The organism is Acinetobacter corruptisaponis (genome assembly GCF_030053775.1).
Classification (GTDB): Bacteria; Pseudomonadota; Gammaproteobacteria; order Pseudomonadales; family Moraxellaceae; genus Acinetobacter; species Acinetobacter corruptisaponis.
Window position 1 is genome coordinate 960,168 of the sequence record NZ_CP125669.1, and the last position, 21,608, is coordinate 981,775.

21 protein-coding genes and 1 tRNA gene are annotated in these 21,608 nt (G+C 41.4%); 6 read left to right on the forward strand and 16 right to left on the reverse strand.

Annotated elements, in window-relative coordinates:
* Nucleotides 1–243: 243 nt before the first annotated feature.
* On the forward strand, nucleotides 244–1,452 hold the full coding sequence (locus tag QLH32_RS04855; RefSeq protein ID WP_283268412.1) for a DUF1615 domain-containing protein: 1,209 nt from the start codon (nucleotides 244–246) through the stop codon (nucleotides 1,450–1,452).
* Nucleotides 1,419–2,093, forward strand: a complete 675-nt coding sequence (locus QLH32_RS04860; RefSeq protein ID WP_283268414.1) for an HAD-IB family hydrolase — start codon at nucleotides 1,419–1,421, stop codon at nucleotides 2,091–2,093. Before QLH32_RS04855 ends, QLH32_RS04860 begins: the two co-directional genes overlap by 34 nt.
* A gap of 39 nt (nucleotides 2,094–2,132) precedes the next feature.
* Here the strand turns inward: QLH32_RS04860 and proB are convergent, their stop codons facing one another.
* From proB to uvrB, 8 genes are all read right to left on the reverse strand, one after another.
* A complete protein-coding gene (gene proB, locus QLH32_RS04865) occupies nucleotides 2,133–3,266 on the reverse strand; it encodes a glutamate 5-kinase (RefSeq protein ID WP_283268416.1) in 1,134 nt (377 codons plus the stop codon).
* A gap of 15 nt (nucleotides 3,267–3,281) precedes the next feature.
* A complete protein-coding gene (gene cgtA, locus QLH32_RS04870; protein WP_283268417.1) occupies nucleotides 3,282–4,502 on the reverse strand; it encodes an Obg family GTPase CgtA in 1,221 nt (406 codons plus the stop codon).
* A 115-nt stretch (nucleotides 4,503–4,617) separates the two neighbouring features.
* Nucleotides 4,618–5,298, reverse strand: coding sequence for a hypothetical protein (locus QLH32_RS04875; RefSeq protein ID WP_283268419.1), 681 nt, complete (start codon nucleotides 5,296–5,298; stop codon nucleotides 4,618–4,620).
* Nucleotides 5,298–6,041: an MFS transporter gene (locus QLH32_RS04880; protein WP_283268421.1), complete on the reverse strand. Its 744-nt coding sequence runs from the start codon at nucleotides 6,039–6,041 to the stop codon at nucleotides 5,298–5,300. The genes QLH32_RS04875 and QLH32_RS04880 overlap by 1 nt, the downstream gene beginning before the upstream one ends.
* Nucleotides 6,042–6,667: 626 nt before the next feature.
* On the reverse strand, nucleotides 6,668–8,125 hold the full coding sequence (locus tag QLH32_RS04885; RefSeq protein ID WP_279959200.1) for a glyceraldehyde-3-phosphate dehydrogenase: 1,458 nt from the start codon (nucleotides 8,123–8,125) through the stop codon (nucleotides 6,668–6,670).
* Nucleotides 8,126–8,388: 263 nt separating this feature from the next.
* Entirely contained in the window at nucleotides 8,389–9,333 is a 945-nt protein-coding gene (rarD, locus tag QLH32_RS04890) for an EamA family transporter RarD (RefSeq protein WP_283268422.1), read from the reverse strand.
* Between the two features lie 108 nt (nucleotides 9,334–9,441).
* Nucleotides 9,442–10,026, reverse strand: a complete 585-nt coding sequence (locus QLH32_RS04895) for a lipocalin family protein (RefSeq protein ID WP_283268424.1) — start codon at nucleotides 10,024–10,026, stop codon at nucleotides 9,442–9,444.
* Nucleotides 10,027–10,141: 115 nt separating this feature from the next.
* Entirely contained in the window at nucleotides 10,142–12,166 is a 2,025-nt protein-coding gene (uvrB, locus tag QLH32_RS04900) for an excinuclease ABC subunit UvrB (RefSeq protein WP_283268425.1), read from the reverse strand.
* Nucleotides 12,167–12,342: 176 nt separating this feature from the next.
* Here uvrB and QLH32_RS04905 point away from each other — a divergent pair, with 176 nt between their 5' ends.
* Nucleotides 12,343–13,143: an A1S_2505 family phage non-structural protein gene (locus QLH32_RS04905; RefSeq protein ID WP_283268426.1), complete on the forward strand. Its 801-nt coding sequence runs from the start codon at nucleotides 12,343–12,345 to the stop codon at nucleotides 13,141–13,143.
* Between the two features lie 36 nt (nucleotides 13,144–13,179).
* Here QLH32_RS04905 and QLH32_RS04910 read toward each other — a convergent pair whose 3' ends face one another.
* Entirely contained in the window at nucleotides 13,180–13,359 is a 180-nt protein-coding gene (locus QLH32_RS04910; protein ID WP_004678032.1) for a hypothetical protein, read from the reverse strand.
* Between the two features lie 213 nt (nucleotides 13,360–13,572).
* On the opposite strand from QLH32_RS04910, the gene QLH32_RS04915 reads away from it, so the two are divergent.
* Nucleotides 13,573–14,808 (forward strand): pyridoxal phosphate-dependent aminotransferase, encoded by a 1,236-nt coding sequence (locus QLH32_RS04915; RefSeq protein WP_283268428.1) that lies wholly within the window; start codon nucleotides 13,573–13,575, stop codon nucleotides 14,806–14,808.
* 75 nt (nucleotides 14,809–14,883) lie between these two features.
* On the opposite strand, the gene QLH32_RS04920 is transcribed toward QLH32_RS04915, so the two are convergent.
* Together QLH32_RS04920 and QLH32_RS04925 are read right to left on the reverse strand one after the other, a co-directional pair.
* Nucleotides 14,884–15,309: a GFA family protein gene (locus QLH32_RS04920; protein WP_283268429.1), complete on the reverse strand. Its 426-nt coding sequence runs from the start codon at nucleotides 15,307–15,309 to the stop codon at nucleotides 14,884–14,886.
* Nucleotides 15,310–15,486: 177 nt separating this feature from the next.
* The gene (locus tag QLH32_RS04925; protein ID WP_279959310.1) at nucleotides 15,487–15,918 is read right to left on the reverse strand and encodes a hypothetical protein; all 432 of its coding nucleotides are present in this window, start codon (nucleotides 15,916–15,918) and stop codon (nucleotides 15,487–15,489) included.
* Between the two features lie 236 nt (nucleotides 15,919–16,154).
* On the opposite strand from QLH32_RS04925, the gene QLH32_RS04930 reads away from it, so the two are divergent.
* Nucleotides 16,155–16,230: transfer RNA gene (locus QLH32_RS04930), tRNA-Asn, on the forward strand.
* Nucleotides 16,231–16,290: 60 nt separating this feature from the next.
* Nucleotides 16,291–16,731, forward strand: coding sequence for a DUF2726 domain-containing protein (locus QLH32_RS04935; protein ID WP_283268431.1), 441 nt, complete (start codon nucleotides 16,291–16,293; stop codon nucleotides 16,729–16,731).
* A gap of 17 nt (nucleotides 16,732–16,748) precedes the next feature.
* Here QLH32_RS04935 and QLH32_RS04940 read toward each other — a convergent pair whose 3' ends face one another.
* From QLH32_RS04940 to glnA, 5 genes are all read right to left on the reverse strand, one after another.
* Nucleotides 16,749–16,958 (reverse strand): hypothetical protein, encoded by a 210-nt coding sequence (locus QLH32_RS04940; RefSeq protein ID WP_283268433.1) that lies wholly within the window; start codon nucleotides 16,956–16,958, stop codon nucleotides 16,749–16,751.
* A 95-nt stretch (nucleotides 16,959–17,053) separates the two neighbouring features.
* Nucleotides 17,054–18,328, reverse strand: coding sequence for an alpha/beta hydrolase family protein (locus tag QLH32_RS04945; RefSeq protein ID WP_283268434.1), 1,275 nt, complete (start codon nucleotides 18,326–18,328; stop codon nucleotides 17,054–17,056).
* Nucleotides 18,329–18,436: 108 nt separating this feature from the next.
* Entirely contained in the window at nucleotides 18,437–19,318 is an 882-nt protein-coding gene (gene ubiA, locus QLH32_RS04950; RefSeq protein ID WP_283268436.1) for a 4-hydroxybenzoate octaprenyltransferase, read from the reverse strand.
* 15 nt (nucleotides 19,319–19,333) lie between these two features.
* The gene (locus QLH32_RS04955) at nucleotides 19,334–19,825 is read right to left on the reverse strand and encodes a chorismate--pyruvate lyase family protein (protein WP_279959209.1); all 492 of its coding nucleotides are present in this window, start codon (nucleotides 19,823–19,825) and stop codon (nucleotides 19,334–19,336) included.
* 125 nt (nucleotides 19,826–19,950) lie between these two features.
* Nucleotides 19,951–21,366 (reverse strand): type I glutamate--ammonia ligase, encoded by a 1,416-nt coding sequence (gene glnA, locus QLH32_RS04960; protein ID WP_171062418.1) that lies wholly within the window; start codon nucleotides 21,364–21,366, stop codon nucleotides 19,951–19,953.
* Nucleotides 21,367–21,608: the final 242 nt, after the last annotated feature.

Here is a 21,608-nt window from a genome sequence, read left to right on the forward strand (position 1 = left end):
GTTATTGAATTAAATATCGTGTGGCTGCACCATATTTGCACCATGCACCACACGATAAACATTAAATAGTTGTTATATATAATTATTATTAAAATATCTATCCCACCTGCCATAGGGGCAACAATCAAATTATTTGACAGCTGGTATGAGCCAATATACATATATTTTCTTACAAATTCTGATCAACATAGTATACTTCATTCGCCCATTTGACTCATCTTTTTATGCGGTGTTGTCCTGATTATGAACAAATCGTTCCCAGCTCGTCCTTTATTTAAAACCTTTAGCATCATTGCAGCCTGCATCAGTCTCAGTGCCTGCGGTGACAATGCATGGTGGTCGAATGGCAAAGAACCTGAAATGGAAGCAGAGCAGATTAAGAAAGTCATTCCAGCGCGTGTGAATGACCGACAGTCCTGGGCACAAGATATTTTCGACATTATGCAGGAACTCAGTATTCCGAAAACCAAGCAGAATGTGTGTAGTGTGGTCGCTGTGGTTGATCAGGAATCGAACTTTGTTGCCGACCCTGCCGTGCCTGGACTGGGTGAAAAAGCGGTACAGGAAATTAACAGCCGTTTAAAGGAAAAGTTTGAGGCCAAACTGGGTGAAACCATTGGTGGAACAGTGGCGGAGTATTTTGAAGATGTGCTGAAAAACCAGCCCTCACCAGAAAACAATTACATGAGCCAAATGCGTAAGGTCAAAACCGAACGCGAGCTGGATTTACTCTATCGTGAAATTTTTGACTATATGTCCAAACATTACCATGTCAGTGCATTAACAGGTGCTGCAAAACTGGTGGGTCAGGATATTGGTGAAAAGATGAATCCAATTACCACATTGGGTTCCATGCAGGTTCATATCAACTATGCCAAAGAACATAAACGCCAAAGCGGCAATATCGCTGAACTACGCAATGATCTTTATACCCAATACGGCGGTCTATATTATGGTATTCACCGTTTAATGGAATACCCTGCCGATTATGACAAGGCTATCTATCGTTTCGCAGACTATAACTCAGGCATGTATTCCAGTCGAAATGCGGCTTTTCAGAGTATGCTGAATGCAATGACCAAAACTGAAATCAGTCTGGATGGCGACTTGCTGCTCTATACCAAGAATGGTGATATCAGGGCAACCCAAAGCCAGACAGAGAAAGAGCTTATTGCAATTTTTGCACAAAATAACATTCTGGTGACACCACGCCAGATTCGTACTGACTTAAAAAAAGAAAAAGAGAAAAAATTTGAGGATACCCAAACCTATTTAGCGGTACAAAAGCTTTACCAGAACAAAACTCATAAAGAACCAGTTTATGCAGTCATGCCGCAGGTGGTGATTTCAGGTCCCAAACTCAGTCGTGACTACAACACCAATTGGTTCGCAAGCCGTGTAAATGGACGATATGAAACATGCATGCAAAGAGCGAAACACATAAAACTTTAAATCTTGCCTTATTTGATTTTGATGGGACACTTTATCCCAAGGACAGTTTTACTGGATTTATTTTTTATACGCTTTCAAAACGACATATCGTAAAAAAAGGTTTGAAAATCCTACCGTGGATTCAAGCCTATTATTTAAAGCTATACCCTGCCCATGCGATGCGACCTCGCTTGTTTCAAAGCATGTTTAAGGGCATTGCAGCAGATTTTGTACAAAATCTGGCACAGGAATATGCACAACAACTTATTCAAAATTTAGATCAGAACCTATTGCAACAACTTCGCCTGCACCAACAACAGGGTGATCACATTGTGCTGGTTTCGGCTTCGGTTGATCTTTATCTTGTGCCAATCTGTAAATTTCTGAATATTGAATTAATCTGTACAGCAACAGAAATTAAGAATGGCCTGCTTACAGGTCATTACAGTTCCGAAGACTGTAGCTGTGAGCAAAAGAAACTCCGTATTTTGCAAAAATATAATCTGGCTGATTATGGGTTTGTCTATGCTTACGGAAACAGTGAGGAAGATTTGGATATGCTCTCACTCGCCGATTTTGCCTATATGATGGGGACAGAAAATCCCTTGCCTGAATTAAAGCAAAAAGAAGTGATGCTTTGGCAAAATGTAAAACAGATATAAAAAAGCTCGCCTTAAGCGAGCTGTTTTATATACATTAAATTAGTAAATCGCCATATGGTCACGGTGAATCATTTCCAAAGAACGCGCCTCACCCAGAACCTGATAGACTTTTTCGGAAGATAAACCCTTGATCATTTCGGCTGAACGGGAGCTAAAATTCACACGTCCCACTGCAATACGACCACCATGTTTATCAACACACTCAACCACGTCACCACGATCAAAATGACCTTCAATCGCTTTCACGCCCACTGGCAACAAACTACGATGCTTAAGTTTAATCGCTTCAACCGCACCATCATCAATCACTAAACGACCTGCTGTTTGTAAATGCGCCGCCAACCATTGCTGATGCGCCGTAACACGGTCATTGTCTGTGGTAAACAATGTTCCCAGCATCTCGCCCGCCATCAGGCGAGCAAGCACATTTTCACTTTCACCACTGGCAATCAGGGTTGGACAACCTGATCTTGCAGCAAGACGTGCGGCACGCACCTTGGTCACCATACCACCACGACCCAGCACACCGCCACCGCCTGCCATTTCAAACAGACTATCATCCAGTGCCCGAACCGCAGAGAACAGTTTGGCATTTGGGTTGCTGCGAGGGTCAGAGTCGAACATGCCCTGCTGATCCGTTAGGATAATCAATAGTTCCGCCTGAACCTGTCCCGCCACCATTGCAGCCAGGGTATCATTGTCACCAAAACGGATTTCATCAGTTGAAACCGTGTCATTTTCATTGATGACAGGAATCACGCGCCAGTCAATCAGGTTTTGCAAGGCATCACAGGAATTGAGGTAACGGCGGCGATCAGCGAGATCATCATGCGTGAGTAGAACCTGTGCGGTTTGAATACCATGCTGATCCAGTACGCTTGACCATGTATGAATCAAGCCCATTTGACCAATGGCGGCACAGGCCTGCAAACTGGGTAGATCGGTGGGTCGAGTCGCAAGCTTCATGCGCACCATCCCTTCAGCCACTGCACCTGAGGACACGAGTATGATTTCATGTCCAGCATTGTGTAGATCTGCAATCTGTTTCGCCCAGTGCGAAATTGCATTTAAATCTAGACCTTGCCCATTTGCAGTGAGTAAAGATGATCCGATTTTAACAACGATTCGTTTACACGCATTGAGCTGACGTTGCCCATCGACCACTTCTATCATTTTTTCCTCGGTTCACTAGTCGCGTACGTAAATGCTTTCTACGCCGCCTTCATCCTCATCATCCTCAAAATCATCTTCATCGTCTTCCAGACCCGCTTCACGCTGGGCCTTACGCATGGCACGATAAGCTTCTTTTGCCGCGATGGTTTGTTCACGTGTTTCAGCCTCAAGCTGCTCACGGAATGCTTTAACTTCTGCTGCATACTCAGGATCTTCAACTTCACGTTCACGCTGTTGCTCAATTTGATCCATAAGGTAATACACAACTTCTTTGGTGCCTTCTGACATAAGGCCAGATGTCTTGAATACTGGACCTGTCCACTGCAATTCATCCAGAATGTGCTGGCACCATTCATCCCTTGACTCTTCAGCAATCTGGTCAAGCTTGTTCAACACTAGAACCAGTGGAAGTTTTGCCAAGGTTGGAGAGAATTTTTTCAACTCGCCTAGAATTGCTCTGGCATTGTGTGCAGGGTCAGAACCATCAATCGGCTGGACATCCACAATATGCAACAGGATACGGGTACGCGCCAAGTGTTTAAGGAAGCGAATCCCTAGACCTGCGCCCTCTGCCGCTCCTTCGATCAACCCTGGAATATCCGCCATCACGAATGAACGGTGACGATCCGCATCCACCACACCCAGATTAGGTACCATGGTGGTAAATGGATAGTCTGCCACTTTTGGCTTGGCCGCACTGACTGCACGAATAAACGTGGATTTACCTGCATTTGGCATGCCCAGTAGACCAACATCTGCAAGCACTTTTAACTCTAAACGTACTTCACGATATTCGCCCTTGATACCATGCGTGCATTTACGTGGTGAACGGTTGGTCGATGATTTAAAGTGTGTGTTACCTAAACCGCCATCACCGCCATGTGCCACTTTTACACGCTGACCATCCTTGACCAAGTCGCCAATAATGTCGCCAGATTCAGTATCCACGATGGTTGTACCCACAGGTACTTTTAGGATAACGTCCTCACCACCACGACCTGAACAGTTCGCACCAGCGCCATTCTTACCACGTTCCGCACGGAATCGACGGGTATAACGGTAATCAACCAGCGTACCAGTATCATCATCGGCCTGAATATAGATACTTCCACCACGTCCCCCATCACCGCCATCGGGACCACCAAAAGGGACAAATTTTTCACGGCGAAAACTGGCTACGCCATTGCCACCGTCGCCAGCCTCTACGGTTATGACTGCTTCATCAACAAAGCGCATGTGCCAATCCTCTAAAATCTTAAAAGCGGACTATTTTGCCACATTTTAATAAATTTCTCGAATATAAAAATCAGCAAATACGTTTCTGGCTTTAAAAAAGCGTTATTTCATTGCGTTATGGATGCACATTCCTTAATGGCAAATCCATTTGCATATCCAGATTGGCTTTGGTTTGCTGAATCGAGTTAAACATGGTGGCATTAAACGAGGAGATATTGTTCATATTGATGGCATCATTCATATAAAAACTGGGTTTAAACTGATGCTTTACAGGTAGATTGACCGACTCATCAAAAGCAAAATAAACGGGACCATCAAATACAATTTTTACAGGAACGGTATAGCTCCGCTTCAACTGAAATGGAATATCCAGCTTGACTGGAACATTGAGTTTTAGGGGAAACTTGGGCAATAGTTTATTTTGATAAATCAGGTCAGTGCTGGTTTCAATCGGCATCACCTCATCCACTTTTAACAAGGTTTCATAATTAATATCCACGGTAATGGGTGTTTCAACCTCAAAACTCAGGTCTGCCAGATATTTTCCCGTTAAAGGCAGTTGCAGAGTACGGTTAATATCGAGGGTTGTATTGAGTTTTCCCTCTGACTTGACCTGCAAATGGTCACCCACCTGAATTTTGGTCGAAAGTGATTGTGGCAAACGAATATCCGCCTGCTGTGCAGAAACAATCAACGATGCCTGAATATTGATGTAGAACCAGGATAGAATCGCAACCAATGTGGTTAAAATAACAAAACTGATCAGCAAACTTTTAAATGATTTGGTGATGTCCATTACTCACCTATTTTCAAGTCTTGTGGAGTTGCTGGCTCATCTACAGGTTCAGTTTTTACACGATTTAAATACATCGTTGACAGAGGAATCTTCAACTCACCCTGAGCAATCTTGACTGGTAAGGTATTTTTTACATCAACAGAAGCGTTTAGTTCAGAGGTAATGGGTACATTCAACTTTCCCTGAATGGGAATATTGGCATTGAGCTGGGCTTTTAATGGAATATTTAGATTTTCTTTCAGGACGGTACGAACAGGCGCATCAAACTTTAAATGTACCTTTTGCTGTAGAGGAACCTGAATATCAATCGGTACATCAAGCTGTAAAGGAATCGAACCTTTTAAGGGCAAAGTGACATCCTTACCCAAAATCTTCACCTGAACCTTGGTATCAATCGGCAAGTTCTGGTTGACCTTAATGGTTTCCTTAACAGGAATGGTCGTGCTAATCGGGACTAAATTATCAAAATAAACACGTGGAGTCAGTGTCTGGGTTAAGGGAACATTGAGTTGCTCATTGATGGGGATTTGTGCATCCACACGCCCATTCACATCTACATTTAAGGCATCCTGAACTTTTACCCTTACCTGTAGAGGCTCTTGTAAATCAATCGCAACATCCTGATTCTTCAATGGAATATAAATATTAAAATGCTTAAACACCCACATCGCAATATATACGCCACACAAGTTGGCCACCACAATTAAGGCAAATACCGTGAATAAACGTCTGAACTGCAACAATGAAGTATTCCTAACCAACCATCTTCCCTTGTTACTATTTTCTTTTATTTTAATGTTTTTATCAGCATAGGTTCTGTACAGTCAGGATTTCAATGTGCTCAGATCTTCTATTATTTAAATCTATTAGAAGTAGAAAGATAATTTCATAAAAATTTCAATCACGAGCCATACAAAAACTCACAATTATAATGTTAAGTAAATATAGCGGCATTCCACCTATATGCCATAAATAATACAGAAATATAGGAAATGTCATAATTCCTAACCATCTTCCTATTTTCACAAAATATTGAGCTTTGCATAAAAATAGCATCATAAATACAAGACTATCCAATGCAAATAAAAAGATAAAATACTCACTTTTAACTAAACGAGTCACACTATTATTTCTTGTGATCCAATAAAAATCTCCTGTATGCTGGAAATAAATATATTGAAAGATATACCAAACAAAAGAGATAAATACAAAACTGATAAAAAAAATTCCCCATAAGTTATGGGTACGATAAAGCTGTGGAATGATGTACATCTTTGTATTTATTCTAGGTTTGAATGATTCATTATACTTTAGAGCATCCATAAAAAAATGGAAGCCCGATGGCTTCCATTTTTAAAGCTAAAACAAATTATGCATTTGTTTGAGCAGGAATTTTTGCATAGCTTACGCCGCACATTTGTTCAGCAATACGCAATACCTGACAGCTATAACCCACTTCGTTATCGTACCAAACATAAGCAGTTAAACGTGTACCTGAAGTGATTGTTGCCTGTGCGTCAAACACACCAGCAGTACGCGAACCGATAAAGTCGCTTGATACAACCTCAGTTGAGTTGGTATAACCGATTTGACCTTGTAGACTAGAGTTGATTGAGATTTGACGAATGTATTCGTTCACTTCTTCACGATCAACTTCTTTCTCTAGGTTTAAGTTCAAGATTGCAAGTGAAACGTTTGGTGTAGGAACACGTACTGAGTTACCCGTCAACTTGCCTTTAAGGCCTGGTAATGCCTTGGCAACCGCTTTTGCAGCACCAGTTTCAGTGATTACCATGTTCAATGTTGCAGCACGACCACGACGGTCAGCCTTGTGGTAGTTATCAATCAGGTTCTGGTCGTTTGTGAACGAGTGAACTGTTTCAACATGACCATTTAATACTTTGTATTTGTCATCCAACACTTTTAGTACAGGTGTAATTGCGTTGGTTGTACAGCTTGCAGCAGAGATGATTTTGTCTTCATCCAGGATATCAGTGTTGTTTACGCCATATACAACGTTCTTCATCTCACCTTTACTTGGTGCAGTCAAGACTACACGCGCAATACCTGCACATTTCAAGTGTTGGCTCAGACCTTCTGCATCGCGCCATTTACCCGTGTTATCGATAAGAAGCGCATTTTCAATACCATAAGCGGTGTAATCCACTTCGCTTGGGCTTGAAGCATAAATAACTTTAATGAAGTTACCATTTGCAATGATTGCTTCATTTTCTTCATCAACAGAGATCGTACCATCAAAAGTACCGTGAATAGAGTCACGACGCAACAAAGAAGCACGTTTCGCCAAGTCACCATCAGATGATTTACGCACAACGATTGCCTTAAGGCTTAAACCACGACCCAAGCCTGATTGACTGATGATCAAACGTGCCAGAATACGCCCAATACGGCCAAAACCGTAAAGAACAACATCTTTAGGCTGTTCAGAAGTCGCATTACCCTGGATTGGTGCAACAGCATTTGCAACAAAAGCGTCTACATCACCACCCTGGTTTTTGTATTCAACAGCAAGTTTACCGATATCAACTTCAGCAGAACCGATGTTTTCAACTTTCATCAACGCTTCGAGAATTGGGAACGTGTTTACAACTGAAAGCTCAACATCAACCATACGTGTACGGCGGTGTGTTTTTAAAATCTGAATCACTGAACGGTTAATTAAAGAACGGCCGTAAACAGAAACAACAATATTTTTCTCACGGTATAATTGACCAATTAAAGTAATCATACGTTCCGCGATTTCTTCACGGTTTTTCCAACGACCTTGGTGTTCTGCGTGTAGGGCAACGATAGTGTCTTTGCTCACAGTGACGTCCTCTAATTTATATATACTGGGCGTGAATTTTAAAACGCCATAATTGTAATAGAATTATCATCAATATTGAATCAAAAGCTGCTATTTGAGCTAAGATTTTGTCCCAATTGACTATAAATTCATAAAATACCTATAATTATTTTTGTGATTTTAGGTAAAATTCTTTTTCAATCATCATAATAGCGATGATTTAATCCAGCCTCATAACAGTTTTCCTGATCGTTTTGGTTTATAAGGCAGATAAAACCACGATTTTATTCTTTTTCATCCACATTCAGGCGTTTTGGATAATGCTTTAAGTTCAGTTGCAGTTGCTCTTTTCGCTGTCTTTGCTGATACACATGCACCACACCTTCAAGCACCAAAACCAAGACTGCCAACCAGATTGGAATATAGGTCAGCCACTCTTCTGTACCAATTTCCTCACCCATCATCAATGATGCCAGCGCTAAAAGCACAGGTTCCAAATAGCCCAACAGGCCAAAAATGATAAGAGGTAAATAGCGACTGGCCAAGATATAACTTCCCAAGCCTATCGCACTTAAAACACCCAAGCCCATGACAACCAGAACCAGACTTGGCTGCTCCAGAAATTTTAAATAAGGTGTATTGCCAGTTTGGGTAAAGAAAATCGCAATAGGGAGTATTAATAATAAATCCCACCAGAAACCGCCCAAATTATCTGTTTTTATTTTTCTACGAATCACGAAATAAGCGGTATAACCAATCGCAACCAGAGCTGTTTCCCAAGCAATATGTCCTAAACGCCATATCTCATGCCCTACCCCAAAGACCGCCAACAATACAGCGACAAACTGAAACCGAGACAGTTTCTCGCCATATAAAAAACGTCCTGCAAGCACCAGCACCAATGGCAAAAGGAAATAGCCAAGTGAAACCTGTAAACCACGGCCATGCATCGGTCCCCATAAAAACAGCCACAACTGTGCAGAGGTCAGTACTGAGGTAGTCATTAACACTAGCAATAAAGCAGGCTTTGCGATAATTCTTTTAAAAATTGCCTGAATATGACTTAAGTCACCACTCAGCCACATAAATAAAGTCAGAAATGGCAAAGTGGAGATTATTCGCCAGCCAAAGGTCTGCTCACTGTCAAATGCACCCAATAACTGCGTATAAAAATACAAGACACCAAACGTTACCGAGGCCAAAACTGAATAAGCAATTCCTTTAAGCATTTTGAACCTCTACGACTGGAAAAATCTGTAAAAATACGTGATTTATCCACTATATAAAAATAAAAAAACCATGCAAGCATGGTTTAAACAAAATCAGTATATCTTAATTTAACGATGTTCAGGGTAAATCACATCATGAATATCATAGCCCAATGATTTCGCATAATTTAAATATTCATGGATAATTTCTTTTTTCGGATTTGGAATACGGGAAAGCACCCATAAATACTTACGGTGTGGTTCACCCACCAATACCGTCTGATAATCCTCATCCAGTTTTAAAATCCAGTAATCTCCACGACCGACAGGAATCCAGCGTACACCCTCAGGTAAAAAACTGACTTTTAATTTACTGTTAAATGGCGCATTCACCACAAAGGCTTCACCTAGGGACTGTTGTAAATTACCATCCTGATCAGCGCATTTATTGTCAATCACGATGTTGCCATTTTCATTCAGCGTATAGGTTGCTGTGACGTTAAATGCGCATTTACGCTCAAAAAACATTGGTTTTCGGGCCACCTCATACCAAACACCCAAATACTTATCGAGTTCTACTTTTTCAACAGTGGGTAAAGGTTTTGCCTGGGCATAGGCAATTGTTCCTACAGCCAACCCCGTTAAAACTACACCGCCCACTGCTATCTTTGCTAAACGCCAACTTGCCTTTGGGAAACTTTTAATAAATGGCATGAGAAATCCTCAAAACAGAAATTTGTTATAAATGGTCATTCGTCCTGTAACATAGCCCAATTTATAAACAAATTCTGTTGCGATATGTATCGCCTTTGAGGATTTCTCTTAAAAATCAAGATTGCAGCATGTGTGCCTTTAAACGAACAATCTCATCACGGAGTCTTGCAGCCTGCTCGAACTGTAGCTCCTTGGATGCTTTCAACATTTCCTTTTCCAGCTTGCCAATGTGTTTCGCAAACAGTTTTGGATCAGATAAAAGATGCTGTTCATCAGCACTGATTGCCTTGTGTTGATCAACAATTTTTTCATCAACCTGATCATCACTTAACACTTCACCTGTATCAATTTCCTTGATCACCTGACGAACAGCACTACGTGGGGTAATCCCATGTAATTCATTAAACTCGATCTGTTTATTACGACGGCGTTCTGTTTCATCCATTGCCTTACGCATGGAGTCAGTGATGCGGTCCGCATATAAAATTGCTTTACCTTTCACATTACGGGCAGCACGTCCAATGGTCTGGATCAGGGAACGCTCAGAACGTAGAAAGCCCTCTTTGTCCGCATCCAGAATTGCCACCAAAGACACTTCTGGCATATCCAGACCTTCACGCAACAGGTTAATGCCGACCAGTACATCATGCACACCTGTACGCAATTCATGGATAATCTTAACCCGTTCAACGGTATCAATATCTGAATGTAAATATGCCACCTTGATGCCATACTCTTTCAGATATGAGGTTAAATCCTCTGCCATACGTTTGGTTAATGTGGTAACAAGCACACGCTCATTCAACTGTTTACGAATGTTGATTTCAGACAAGACATCATCTACCTGCGTCAACACAGGACGAACCTCGATCTCAGGATCAATCAACCCCGTTGGACGTACCACCTGCTCGACGATCTGTTCCGATTTTTCCAATTCATAACGTGCTGGCGTTGCACTGACAAAAACTGTGGTCGGCACAATCCGTTCCCATTCCTCAAAGCGCATTGGACGGTTATCCAAGGCACTTGGCAAACGGAAACCATAATTCACCAGATTTTCTTTACGGGAACGGTCTCCCTTATACATCGCACCAATCTGAGGAACAGTGACATGCGATTCATCAATGATCAGCAACGCATCTTCGGGAATATAATCAAACAAGGTGGGTGGCGCTTCGCCTGCCGTACGACCTGACAAATGACGTGAGTAGTTTTCAATCCCATTGGTATAACCCAACTGCTGCATCATTTCCAGATCATAACGGGTACGCTGTTCAATACGTTGTGCTTCCAGTAACTTGTCATGATCCTTGAAGAATTTTAGTTGGTCTTTTAACTCATCCTTGATGGTATCAATGGCACGGGTTAAATGGTCTTTCGGTGTAACATAGTGGCTCTTTGGATAAATGGTCACACGCGGCACTTTACGTACCAATTTTCCAGTCAGCGGATCAAACCAGCGGATTGAATCCACCTCATCGTCGAACAATTCCACCCGAATCGCATCCTGATCTGATTCAGCAGGGAAAATATCAATGATTTCACCACGGATACGATATGTACCACGCAGGAACTCAAGCTCGTTACGGGTATATTGCATTTCCACCAGACGGCGAATGATGTCATCACGGCTGACCCGATCACCCTGCACAATATGCAACAGCATCTGCATGTAGGCATTTGGATCACCCAAACCATAAATGGCAGAAACCGAAGCCACAATGATGGCATCTCGACGTTCTAATAATGCCCGAGTTGCAGAGAGCCGCATCTGGTCAATGTGGTCATTGATGGCGGAATCTTTTTCAATAAACGTATCGGATGAGGGTACATAGGCTTCTGGCTGATAGTAATCGTAGTAACTAACGAAATACTCCACCGCATTGTTTGGGAAGAAAGCCTTAAACTCACCATAAAGCTGTGCCGCAAGCGTTTTGTTATGCGCCATCACAATGGTGGGACGCTGGGTTTGGGCAATCACATTGGCCATGGTGTAGGTTTTACCTGAACCCGTTACCCCAAGCAGCAACTGATTACGAAAACCCTGTTCAATCCCACTTACAAGCTTCTCAATCGCCTGAGGTTGATCACCTGCTGGCTGGTAGTTGGTGACTAACTCAAAAGGTTGGTTTTCGCTCACAGGCTCATTCCTACACTAAATTTAATCTTTATTTATGGGGTGAGATACATTCAATTTAAAGTATCTGATCAACAATTTCTTAAAATCTTTTGTGTTATTGAATTTCATATATTTTACTTGACCATCAGCCTAATCAACTGCAACATGAATGTATACTCTATTTCAATGATAACAATATGTCTTACCAATACCATGATGAAAGCATTGTCACCGAACTGCCCGAAGATACTGTTTTTGTATTTGGCAGTAACTTAGCTGGCATACACGACAGTGGTGCTGCACGGGTCGCAGCCCAACACTTTGCCGCAGTCAAAGGTGTGGGACGTGGCTGGGCTGGACAGACTTTCGCCATTCCAACGCTAAATGAGCATTTGCAACAAATGCCGCTGTCACAAATTGAGCATTATGTAGATGATTTTAAAATCTATGCCAAAAACCATCCAAAGATGAAATACTTTTTAACGGCACTCGGTTGTGGTATTGCAGGTTATAAAGTCTCTGAAATTGCCCCCTTATTTAAGGGGATTCATTCCAATGTTATTTTTCCTGAATCATTTCGTCCATATATTGAAGAAGATGCGGTTTCCCAATTTCCCAATTTAACTGCTGAAACAGTACATGCCTTTATTAATGACGAAGTGATTTTTTACTTCAATCATGGCTATGAATCTTTTGAAGAAGCTTTAAGTAAGACCCATTTATCTGCTGCGGAAAAAGCAATTGCCCTTGTTGTTCTTAATGAAGAGCTTTATCCACGTGATCGCTATGGGCGTGGCCGTGAACATGAAATCACTGATATTTTAGGCAAACTGAATGGAAAGATTTTCAATTTCCAAAGTAATTCCGAAGGTGCAATGATTTTTGTCAGCGTGATTATTGCCTTAATGGAACTCTACGATATTGACGAATATGATTTTATTAAACTTTGGCGTGGCGAACTGGAAATACAACATCCACTCAACCGAAACCGCCATTAAAATAAAAAAGCCAATCATTCACTGATTGGCTTTTTTCTAACGTTTCCCCATCGAACGACGAGTTCCACGTGGTGGCATCCAGGTTCGGTCTGCATACTGCTCAGGTTTTGGGCGAACCTGATTATGCGCCACGTCCTCAGAATCATCTTGAGCAGATGGCATCGGGAATGGTAATTTCACCAAAGCTTTTTTGGCTTTTGGTTGTTGCGTACTCATTGAAATTCTCTCGAAATCTAAATTTCTAGTCGCTATTGTAATGGATTTTTGTCAATTTTATAAAAATAAAATATGTAAAAAACCAAAGCATTCATACAACTTATATTTTGGTAACTTTTTATTCGATTAAGGCAAGTTTTGACCACAATAACCTTGATTTAAGCTAAGATAACCTGCTTTTTATTTTTCAATCCCATAAGAAGGAATAATGCCGTGGACGTACGTCTCTCTGATCGTGTCAATGCCATCAAACCGTCCCCTACACTTGCAGTAACAAACAAGGCCGCCGAGCTTAAAGCTGCTGGTAAAAACGTGATTGGTTTAGGTGCAGGCGAACCAGACTTTGATACCCCTCAACACATCAAAGATGCTGCAATTGAAGCGATTAAGAAAGGCTTTACAAAATATACAGCGGTAGACGGTACTCCAAGCTTAAAGAAAGCAATTATTGCAAAATTAAAACGTGACAATAATTTAGATTATCAAGCAAACCAGATTTTGGTGTCTTGTGGCGGCAAGCAAAGCTTCTTTAACCTGGCACTGGCCTTGTTAAACAAAGGTGATGAAGTCATCATCCCTGCACCATTCTGGGTAAGCTATCCAGACATGGTGATCATTGCTGAGGGTACACCAGTAATCGTGAAATGTGGTGAAGAACAACGCTTCAAAATCACCCCTGAACAATTGGAAGCTGCAATCACACCAAATACACGTTTGTTGGTACTCAACAGCCCATCGAATCCAACAGGCATGATCTACACCAAGGCTGAGCTAGAAGCTTTGGCCGATGTGCTTCGTCGCCATCCGCAAGTATTGATTGCTTCTGACGACATGTACGAACCAATCCGTTGGGAAGATGAGTTCTACAACATCGCAACAATTGCTCCAGACTTATATGACCGTACCATCGTGCTTAACGGTGTGTCAAAAGCGTATGCAATGACAGGCTGGCGTATTGGTTATGCGGCAGGTCCTGCAAAATTGATTGGCGCAATGAAGAACATCCAGTCTCAGTCTACTTCCAACCCAACTTCAATTTCACAGGTTGCGGCAGAAGCGGCATTGAATGGTCCACAGGATGTTCTTCAACCAATGATTGAAGCGTTTAAACGCCGTCATGACTTGGTGGTAAATGGCTTAAATGAAATCAACGGTATCTCTTGCCTACCTGCTGATGGCGCATTCTATGCCTACGCTAACATCCGCCCATTGATTCGTGCCAAAGGCATGAAGTCTTGTACAGAATTCTCTGAGTGGTTACTTGAAGAAACTGGCGTTGCGGTTGTTCCTGGCGATGCATTTGGTTTAGGTGGTTTTATGCGTATTTCTTACGCAACTGCTGATGAAGTATTAGTCGATGCTTTAGCACGTATCAAGAAAGCAGCTGACTCAATTGATGGTGTAGATGCAGCGATCGCATCAATTGAAGCTGAAAAAGCAGCGAAATAATCATACTGTAAATTAAAAAGAAGCTTCTTAATGAAGCTTCTTTTTTATATCTATCCTGCTTTTAATAACCAAATCTTAGTTCTGGCTTGAAGATTCACCATTAAATAAGGCAACCACATCTGCTTCAGTTAATTTCTTGGTTGAGTTCTGGAACGCATAGAATTCAGGTTTGGAGTCGATATAGATTTCCATATCAAAATGCAAATCCTTTGGCGGCTCATTCAATGAAAATGCGTTGATATTGCAATAGCTTTGGTCTTTGGTTCGCCAAAACAAAGTTGTGCCGCAAGCATTACAGAAACCACGCTCGCCCCAAGCAGATGAATTATAAATTGAAAGATGTTCCTGCTTTAAAAATTTTAAACTGCCCTGCTCCACATCAATGGTCATAATCACCCCACTGGTCTGTCTACGACAGATTGAACAATGGCATGCATGTACATCATGATTCTTTAATTCAACCTCAAAGGTGGTCTCACCACAAACACATTGCCCTTTCATTATAGATTTACCTTTTGTTCAAAATAGTTATAAATGAATTTTTAGATAGAATAGAACAAACTGTGTATTTAGCAAGTTCATCATCTTATAAAATCATAAAATACTGAACAAACATCATTTAATCCTGGTCATATTATAGGATTAGACCGTGTTAGGTAAATGTGTGAAAACAGGCAATTAAGCAATTGCCTGATTCTGTTTAAACACTTTTGGCCGATGGCATAAATGGCTAAATACTGCATATTGCCAAATACTTTTTACCTGTATGGACACGATTTTGTTCTCTGCAACGGACCAGGCCAATGCGGTGTTTGCACCCAAGAATAACTCTCCACCTAGTTGAAATACATATAGAGGAGAGCTCTCATTTACGTTCAATGTATTTTTTTGAACAAGCAAATTGTTTGGGTTCTGAATTTTCCATTTATGTCCAAACCATAGCTGCAACAAGTCTCCTAAAAACAAAGGCTGTTGCCTAAAAGGAAAAGTGTTAACAAATGCATTTTCAACTGCTGTGTAATATTGTTCAGGATTCTGAATAATCTGGAGATAATTTTGTTGATAAAAGAAAAGATTTGAGAAAATAGATTGAATACAAAGAGTCGTCATTTTGACCTCCGATTTAGCCATTTTAGTGCTGGCAAGTTGGGTTAAATCCACACTGTTTAGATCAATATCCAAACGTTCTTTCTGTCTTGACTCTAGCAATCACCTGATTAAAGTTCAAGACATTTATGCTATTTCACCTTAATTGTGCAAATAAAAAGCATACGACATCAAAATGAAAGAAACATGACATTTTTAACTTGACCGATTTCAAAAGCCGCCTATAATGGCACTCAGATTCTCCCATAGCTCAGTCGGTAGAGCGACGGACTGTTAATCCGCAGGTCCCTGGTTCGAGCCCAGGTGGGAGAGCCAAGATTCTAAAAACCCACTCTTTTTGAGTGGGTTTTTTCTTGCGGGTAATTTAATCAGAATATGTTTGCATCGAATCAATTCATTTTTGTACTGATTGGCTGTATCAGCACAGTTTTACTTTTACTCAGTTGCCTGCGCTCTTTCTTTCCCAAACAAAAATTCTTTCCCCGCCCTGTCATTACCGCATTTGAATCACAAATGTTCCTGCGATTAAAACAGGCATTTCCCCATTACCATATATTGGCCCAGGTTGCCTTTAGTGCACTGATCACAAGTGAGCATTACAATATCCGTAGTAAATTCAATCGCAAGGTCACAGACTTTGTTATTTTAGATCAGGAAATGCGGGTTATTGCGGTGGTTGAGCTTGATGATCCAAGCCATATTGGAAAGGAACTTGAAGACCAGAAACGTGACCGTATGCTGAAAGAGGCAGGTTATCGGGTACAACGCTATACGCAAATTCCATCCATTAAACAGTTACAGATGGATATTCGCTGATTTAATGATGCGTAAAATTACTGCTCAGTTTTTGCAGCTTGCTCAGCCTTTTTCTGCTCTTCGAATTTCTTGGCGATTTCAGCATGTTGCTGGTCATATTTTTTCTTGGTTTCCGCATCACTCTTTGCAGCAAGAAATGCCATACCTACAATAAAAATTGGAATTGCCAAACCCAACCCCATCAACAACCAAGGTATCGGCTTTTTTTCAACAGTTTTTTCACTCATGGATTATTCCAACTTAAGTTGCAGGATTCAAGGAGTGCAACAATATAACAAAAAAGAGCCTCTATAAAGAGACTCTTTGTCTATAGTTTATTGGATCATTGAGCGGGCATATAAAGTTTAACAAAGTCCCTTAACTGACCAGTTTGTGTCGCATAAAGAATTGCACCTGTATGAGAACCATTCACCACAGGAGCACTCGCACTTGGTGCAATTGGCACTGGAATCATACTGACATTTGTACCTGCTTTTGACATTTTATCGTACAGATCATAAGTCACAGTATAAGGTACATTGGTGTCATAAACCCCTTGAACGATTAGAATTGGTTTATTCAATTTTTTCGTTGTTGGCTGGCTATAGTCGCTGAGGAACTTCTTCACAACCTCATCTGTTTCGAATTCTTCCCGATTAATTCCTGGATAATCTTTCATCAGATCATTTTTGTCTGGGTTCGCGGCCACAAAAGCCTGAATCTCCTTGCTGTATTCATCCTGAATTTCATCCAGACATTCAGTTTTTGCTAAGTCAGCAATCTCCCCAGCTTTGGTAGTACCAAACATCTTCTTGTAATCGAAATTTGGTTCATAGGCTGTAATTCCCACACCAGCCAAAGCAGTATAGGCTAATAAAGTTGCATAGGTTTCAATCTGAACAGATTTTGGTAAACCTTTAATCGCATCAGGTGCAACCTCAAGAATAATTTTCCCTAAGCTTGATGCTGGCGCACCAGCAACCGCACCTTTATAGCTTGCATCTGCATTGGCATATTCAGCAACGCCCAGTGAAGCCTGTCCACCTTGTGACTGACCTACAGACATCCATGCACCATTCAGCTTGGTGCCATAATGCTCTTTAGCTGCTTTTACTGCATAGATTGCAGATTTAGCCTCGCTCGGCAGGTTCAGGTAAGGATGTTCACCTTCTCCTCCCAATCCCTCATAGTCAGGCGCCACGATTACATAACCCTGCCCCAATAGATCCTTGGCAATATAGTCATTGAATCGATCACCCAATCCTGCATTAGTTGGTGCACATTTGTCAGCTCCGCCTAATGTGCCATGCGTCCACACAATCACCCGATAACCATCTTTAGGTGGAGCAATCGTTGGGAAATAGACAAGTGCTGAGGTTTCAACAGTCTTACCCAAGACATTTGGCATTTTATATTTAATGACTTTAACTGAATCAGCTTGAGGTACTTCTTTCAAAGTGTCTGCTTCATTCACATACGCTGTTTCTGAAACATAAGAGGATGGTGTAGAGGGTTGTGAATTATTATCGCTGCCACTACCACCGCCATTATTACATGCAGTTAAAAATAATGAAGCTGTTAACGTAGAAATTGCTAAAGTAATATTAGACCGTTTCATAAAATATCCTTTTAGTCCTTGTCTTTTTTATACATGACGCTACATGCCATTCTATTAATACATAAAAAAAGTGCCCTGCATAGGACACTTTTCTATTAATTCATTATTTCAGCTTATGAATTCTAAAAAAATTCCGATAAAAATAATCATTCCAACCCAACGATTGTGACGGAATGCCCAAAAACAGATTTGAGGGTTCCGACCTTTTGTTTTGAACGCCTGATAAATAAAATCTGCCGCAACCACAAGCAATGCAATCAGCCCAAAAGGAATCAGAATATTTTCCAGATAGAATGCCGTCCCAATTAATCCAAGACTGATTGCCTGTAACAAAGCAATAATCTGGATATCGTAACGGCCAAACAGGATGGCAGTCGATTTCACCCCAATTTTCAAGTCATATTCACGATCAGTAATCGCATATTGAGTATCATAGGCTACTGTCCACGCCAAATTGCCAAAATATAACAACCAGCAGGTTAAATCAGGTGTTTGCCCCACTGCGGTATAGGCCATGGGAATTGACCATGAGAATGCAGCACCCAGAAATACCTGAGGTAAATGGGTATAGCGCTTCATAAAAGGATAGATAAACGCCAAAAACAATGCGCCAAATGACCAGTAAAAAGTCTCTAAAGGCAAGAACAACAACAGACAGGCACTGGCCACAACCAAACCCAAAAATACAAAAACTGCCTCACGGGCACGAATAATCCCTGTTGCTAAAGGACGGGTTTTCGTTCGTTCTACATGCGCATCCACTTTACGGTCGGCAAAGTCATTGATGGCACAGCCTGCCGCACGCATAAAAATCACGCCCAGCGTCATTACCAGCAGGATTTTTAAATCAGGAATACCTTTAGATGCAATCCACAACGCCCACATGGTGGGCCAGAACACCAATTCCGTACCAATCGGCTTATCAAAACGACAGAGATAATAATAGGCTTGCAGACGTTGTCGCCATGTGGTGTGTTGCACTGTTTCCATGCTGATTCCTTAGAGTCAATGCTGACGAATAAACTGTTCAAATGCTGGCAGAAATGTTTCTTGCACAATAAATTTGCAGCCATGCCAAGTATAGCAACTTTGTCGTGTCCAGCCCTCTTCCAAGCGAATCACACGTCGTTCGCAAGCTGGATTAGTTCGCTGAAATAAAAACCAGCCAATCGGCTTATTACCAATATGTTGAAACAAACGGGCTTTTTTTTGCAGACTTAGAATTGGAAATATACTTTTAGCTTTTACCCATGGTTGTTCTTCACAACCATATAAATTGGTTTCTCGTACCCATGCAAGGTGATGGTATGGCATCTTCATCCATCGACTATCTGCAAACGTTAAACGTTGGTACTGTTCATTAATGCGTTCAACATGAAACTCGCCATCTGCCAAATCTGTCAGTTGTTGAGTGAGTGAACCTGAGGCATACAACCATTTTTTTAATTCAGCAGGAAGCTGTTGTTCCCTTATTCTGTTTGGTCGTAAATTTCGCATGCTTGGCTCACTAAAAACATCGGGATTAGTTTACCTGAATTTTTTATTAAAAATGTATGAAATTCAAATTGAAACAGAAACATAAAAAAAGTCCGCCGAAGCGGACTTTTCTAATTTGGGGTGTATTACAGGCTGTAGTACATATCAAATTCAACTGGGTGAGTCGTTGTGTTCAAACGACGTACATCTTCAGTTTTAAGTTCGATATATGCATCAAGCATTTCTTTAGTGAACACGCCACCTTTCAATAGGAACTCATGATCCGCTTCAAGCGCAGCAATCGCCATTTCCAAGTTGTGAGCAACTGTTGGGATTTTTGCTTCTTCTTCAGGAGGAAGATCATACAAGTTCTTGTCAGCAGCTTCACCTGGGTGAATCTTGTTCTGGATACCATCAAGACCAGCCATTAACAATGCCGCAAAACCTAAGTATGGGTTCATTAGTGGATCTGGGAAACGTGCCTCGATACGCTTGCCTTTAGGGCTAGAAACGTAAGGAATACGGATAGAAGCGGAACGGTTACGCGCTGAGTAAGCAAGCATGATTGGTGCTTCGTAGTGAGGAACCAAACGCTTGTAAGAGTTGGTACCTGGGTTAGTGATCGCATTCAATGCACGCGCGTGCTTGATGATACCACCAATGAAGAACAATGCCATTTCAGATAAACCAGCATATTCATCACCAGCAAACAGGTTCTTGCCATCTTTAGAGATTGACATGTGAACGTGCATACCAGAACCGTTATCACCTACCATTGGCTTAGGCATAAATGTAGCTGTTTTGCCATACTGGTGTGCAACGTTCCAAACTGCATATTTGAACTGTTGAACTTCGTCCGCTTTACGAACCATGGTGTTGAAGCTCACACCAATTTCTAATTGGCAAGATGCAACTTCGTGGTGATGTACTTCTACACGACCTGGACCCATGATGTCTTCAATACGTGCACACATTTCAGCACGCATGTCTTGATGAGAATCAACTGGAGGAACTGGGAAGTAACCGCCTTTCACACGTGGGCGGTGACCAGAGTTACCTGCTTCATAATCTTTACCAGTCGACCATGCAGCTTCTTCAGCGATCAATGTATGGCGAGCGCCAGACATGTCGATATCCCACTTCACTTCGTCAAAAACGAAGAATTCTGGTTCTGGACCAAAGAATGCTGTGTCACCGATACCTGTAGATTTTAAATATTCTTCAGCACGACGAGCAATCGAACGTGGGTCGCGCTCATAACCTTGGCCAGTAGATGGCTCAATAACGTCACAAGTCACAACAACAGTTGGCTCAGCAAAGAACGGGTCAAGGAAACCTGTTTCAGCATCTGGACGTAGAATCATGTCAGACGCTTCAATGCCTTTCCAACCAGCAATTGAAGAACCATCAAACATTTTACCGTCTTCAAAGGTATCTTCATCAATGGTGTCAGCTGGGTAAGTTACATGCTGCTCTTTACCCTTAGTATCAGTAAAGCGAAAATCGACCCATTTTGCGCCACTTTCTTTGATGAGTTGAAGGACCTTGTTCGCCATGCTCATTTGCTCCAATGAAATTTTTGTGCACCTGTTAAGTGCGTGTTAGTTGTTGATATATAATTAGCAATTACCATACCAACAATTTTAAAGCATACCTAAAACATTGAAATTCTTTGCAGAAAAAATGCTTTAGGCTCCATATCCCATGTCTACTATAATGTTTGCTTGCACAAATGCACCATATTTATACATTTCCACGTCAGCTCGTCTCCAAAACAGACACAATGAACCAAAACAGTGCAAAA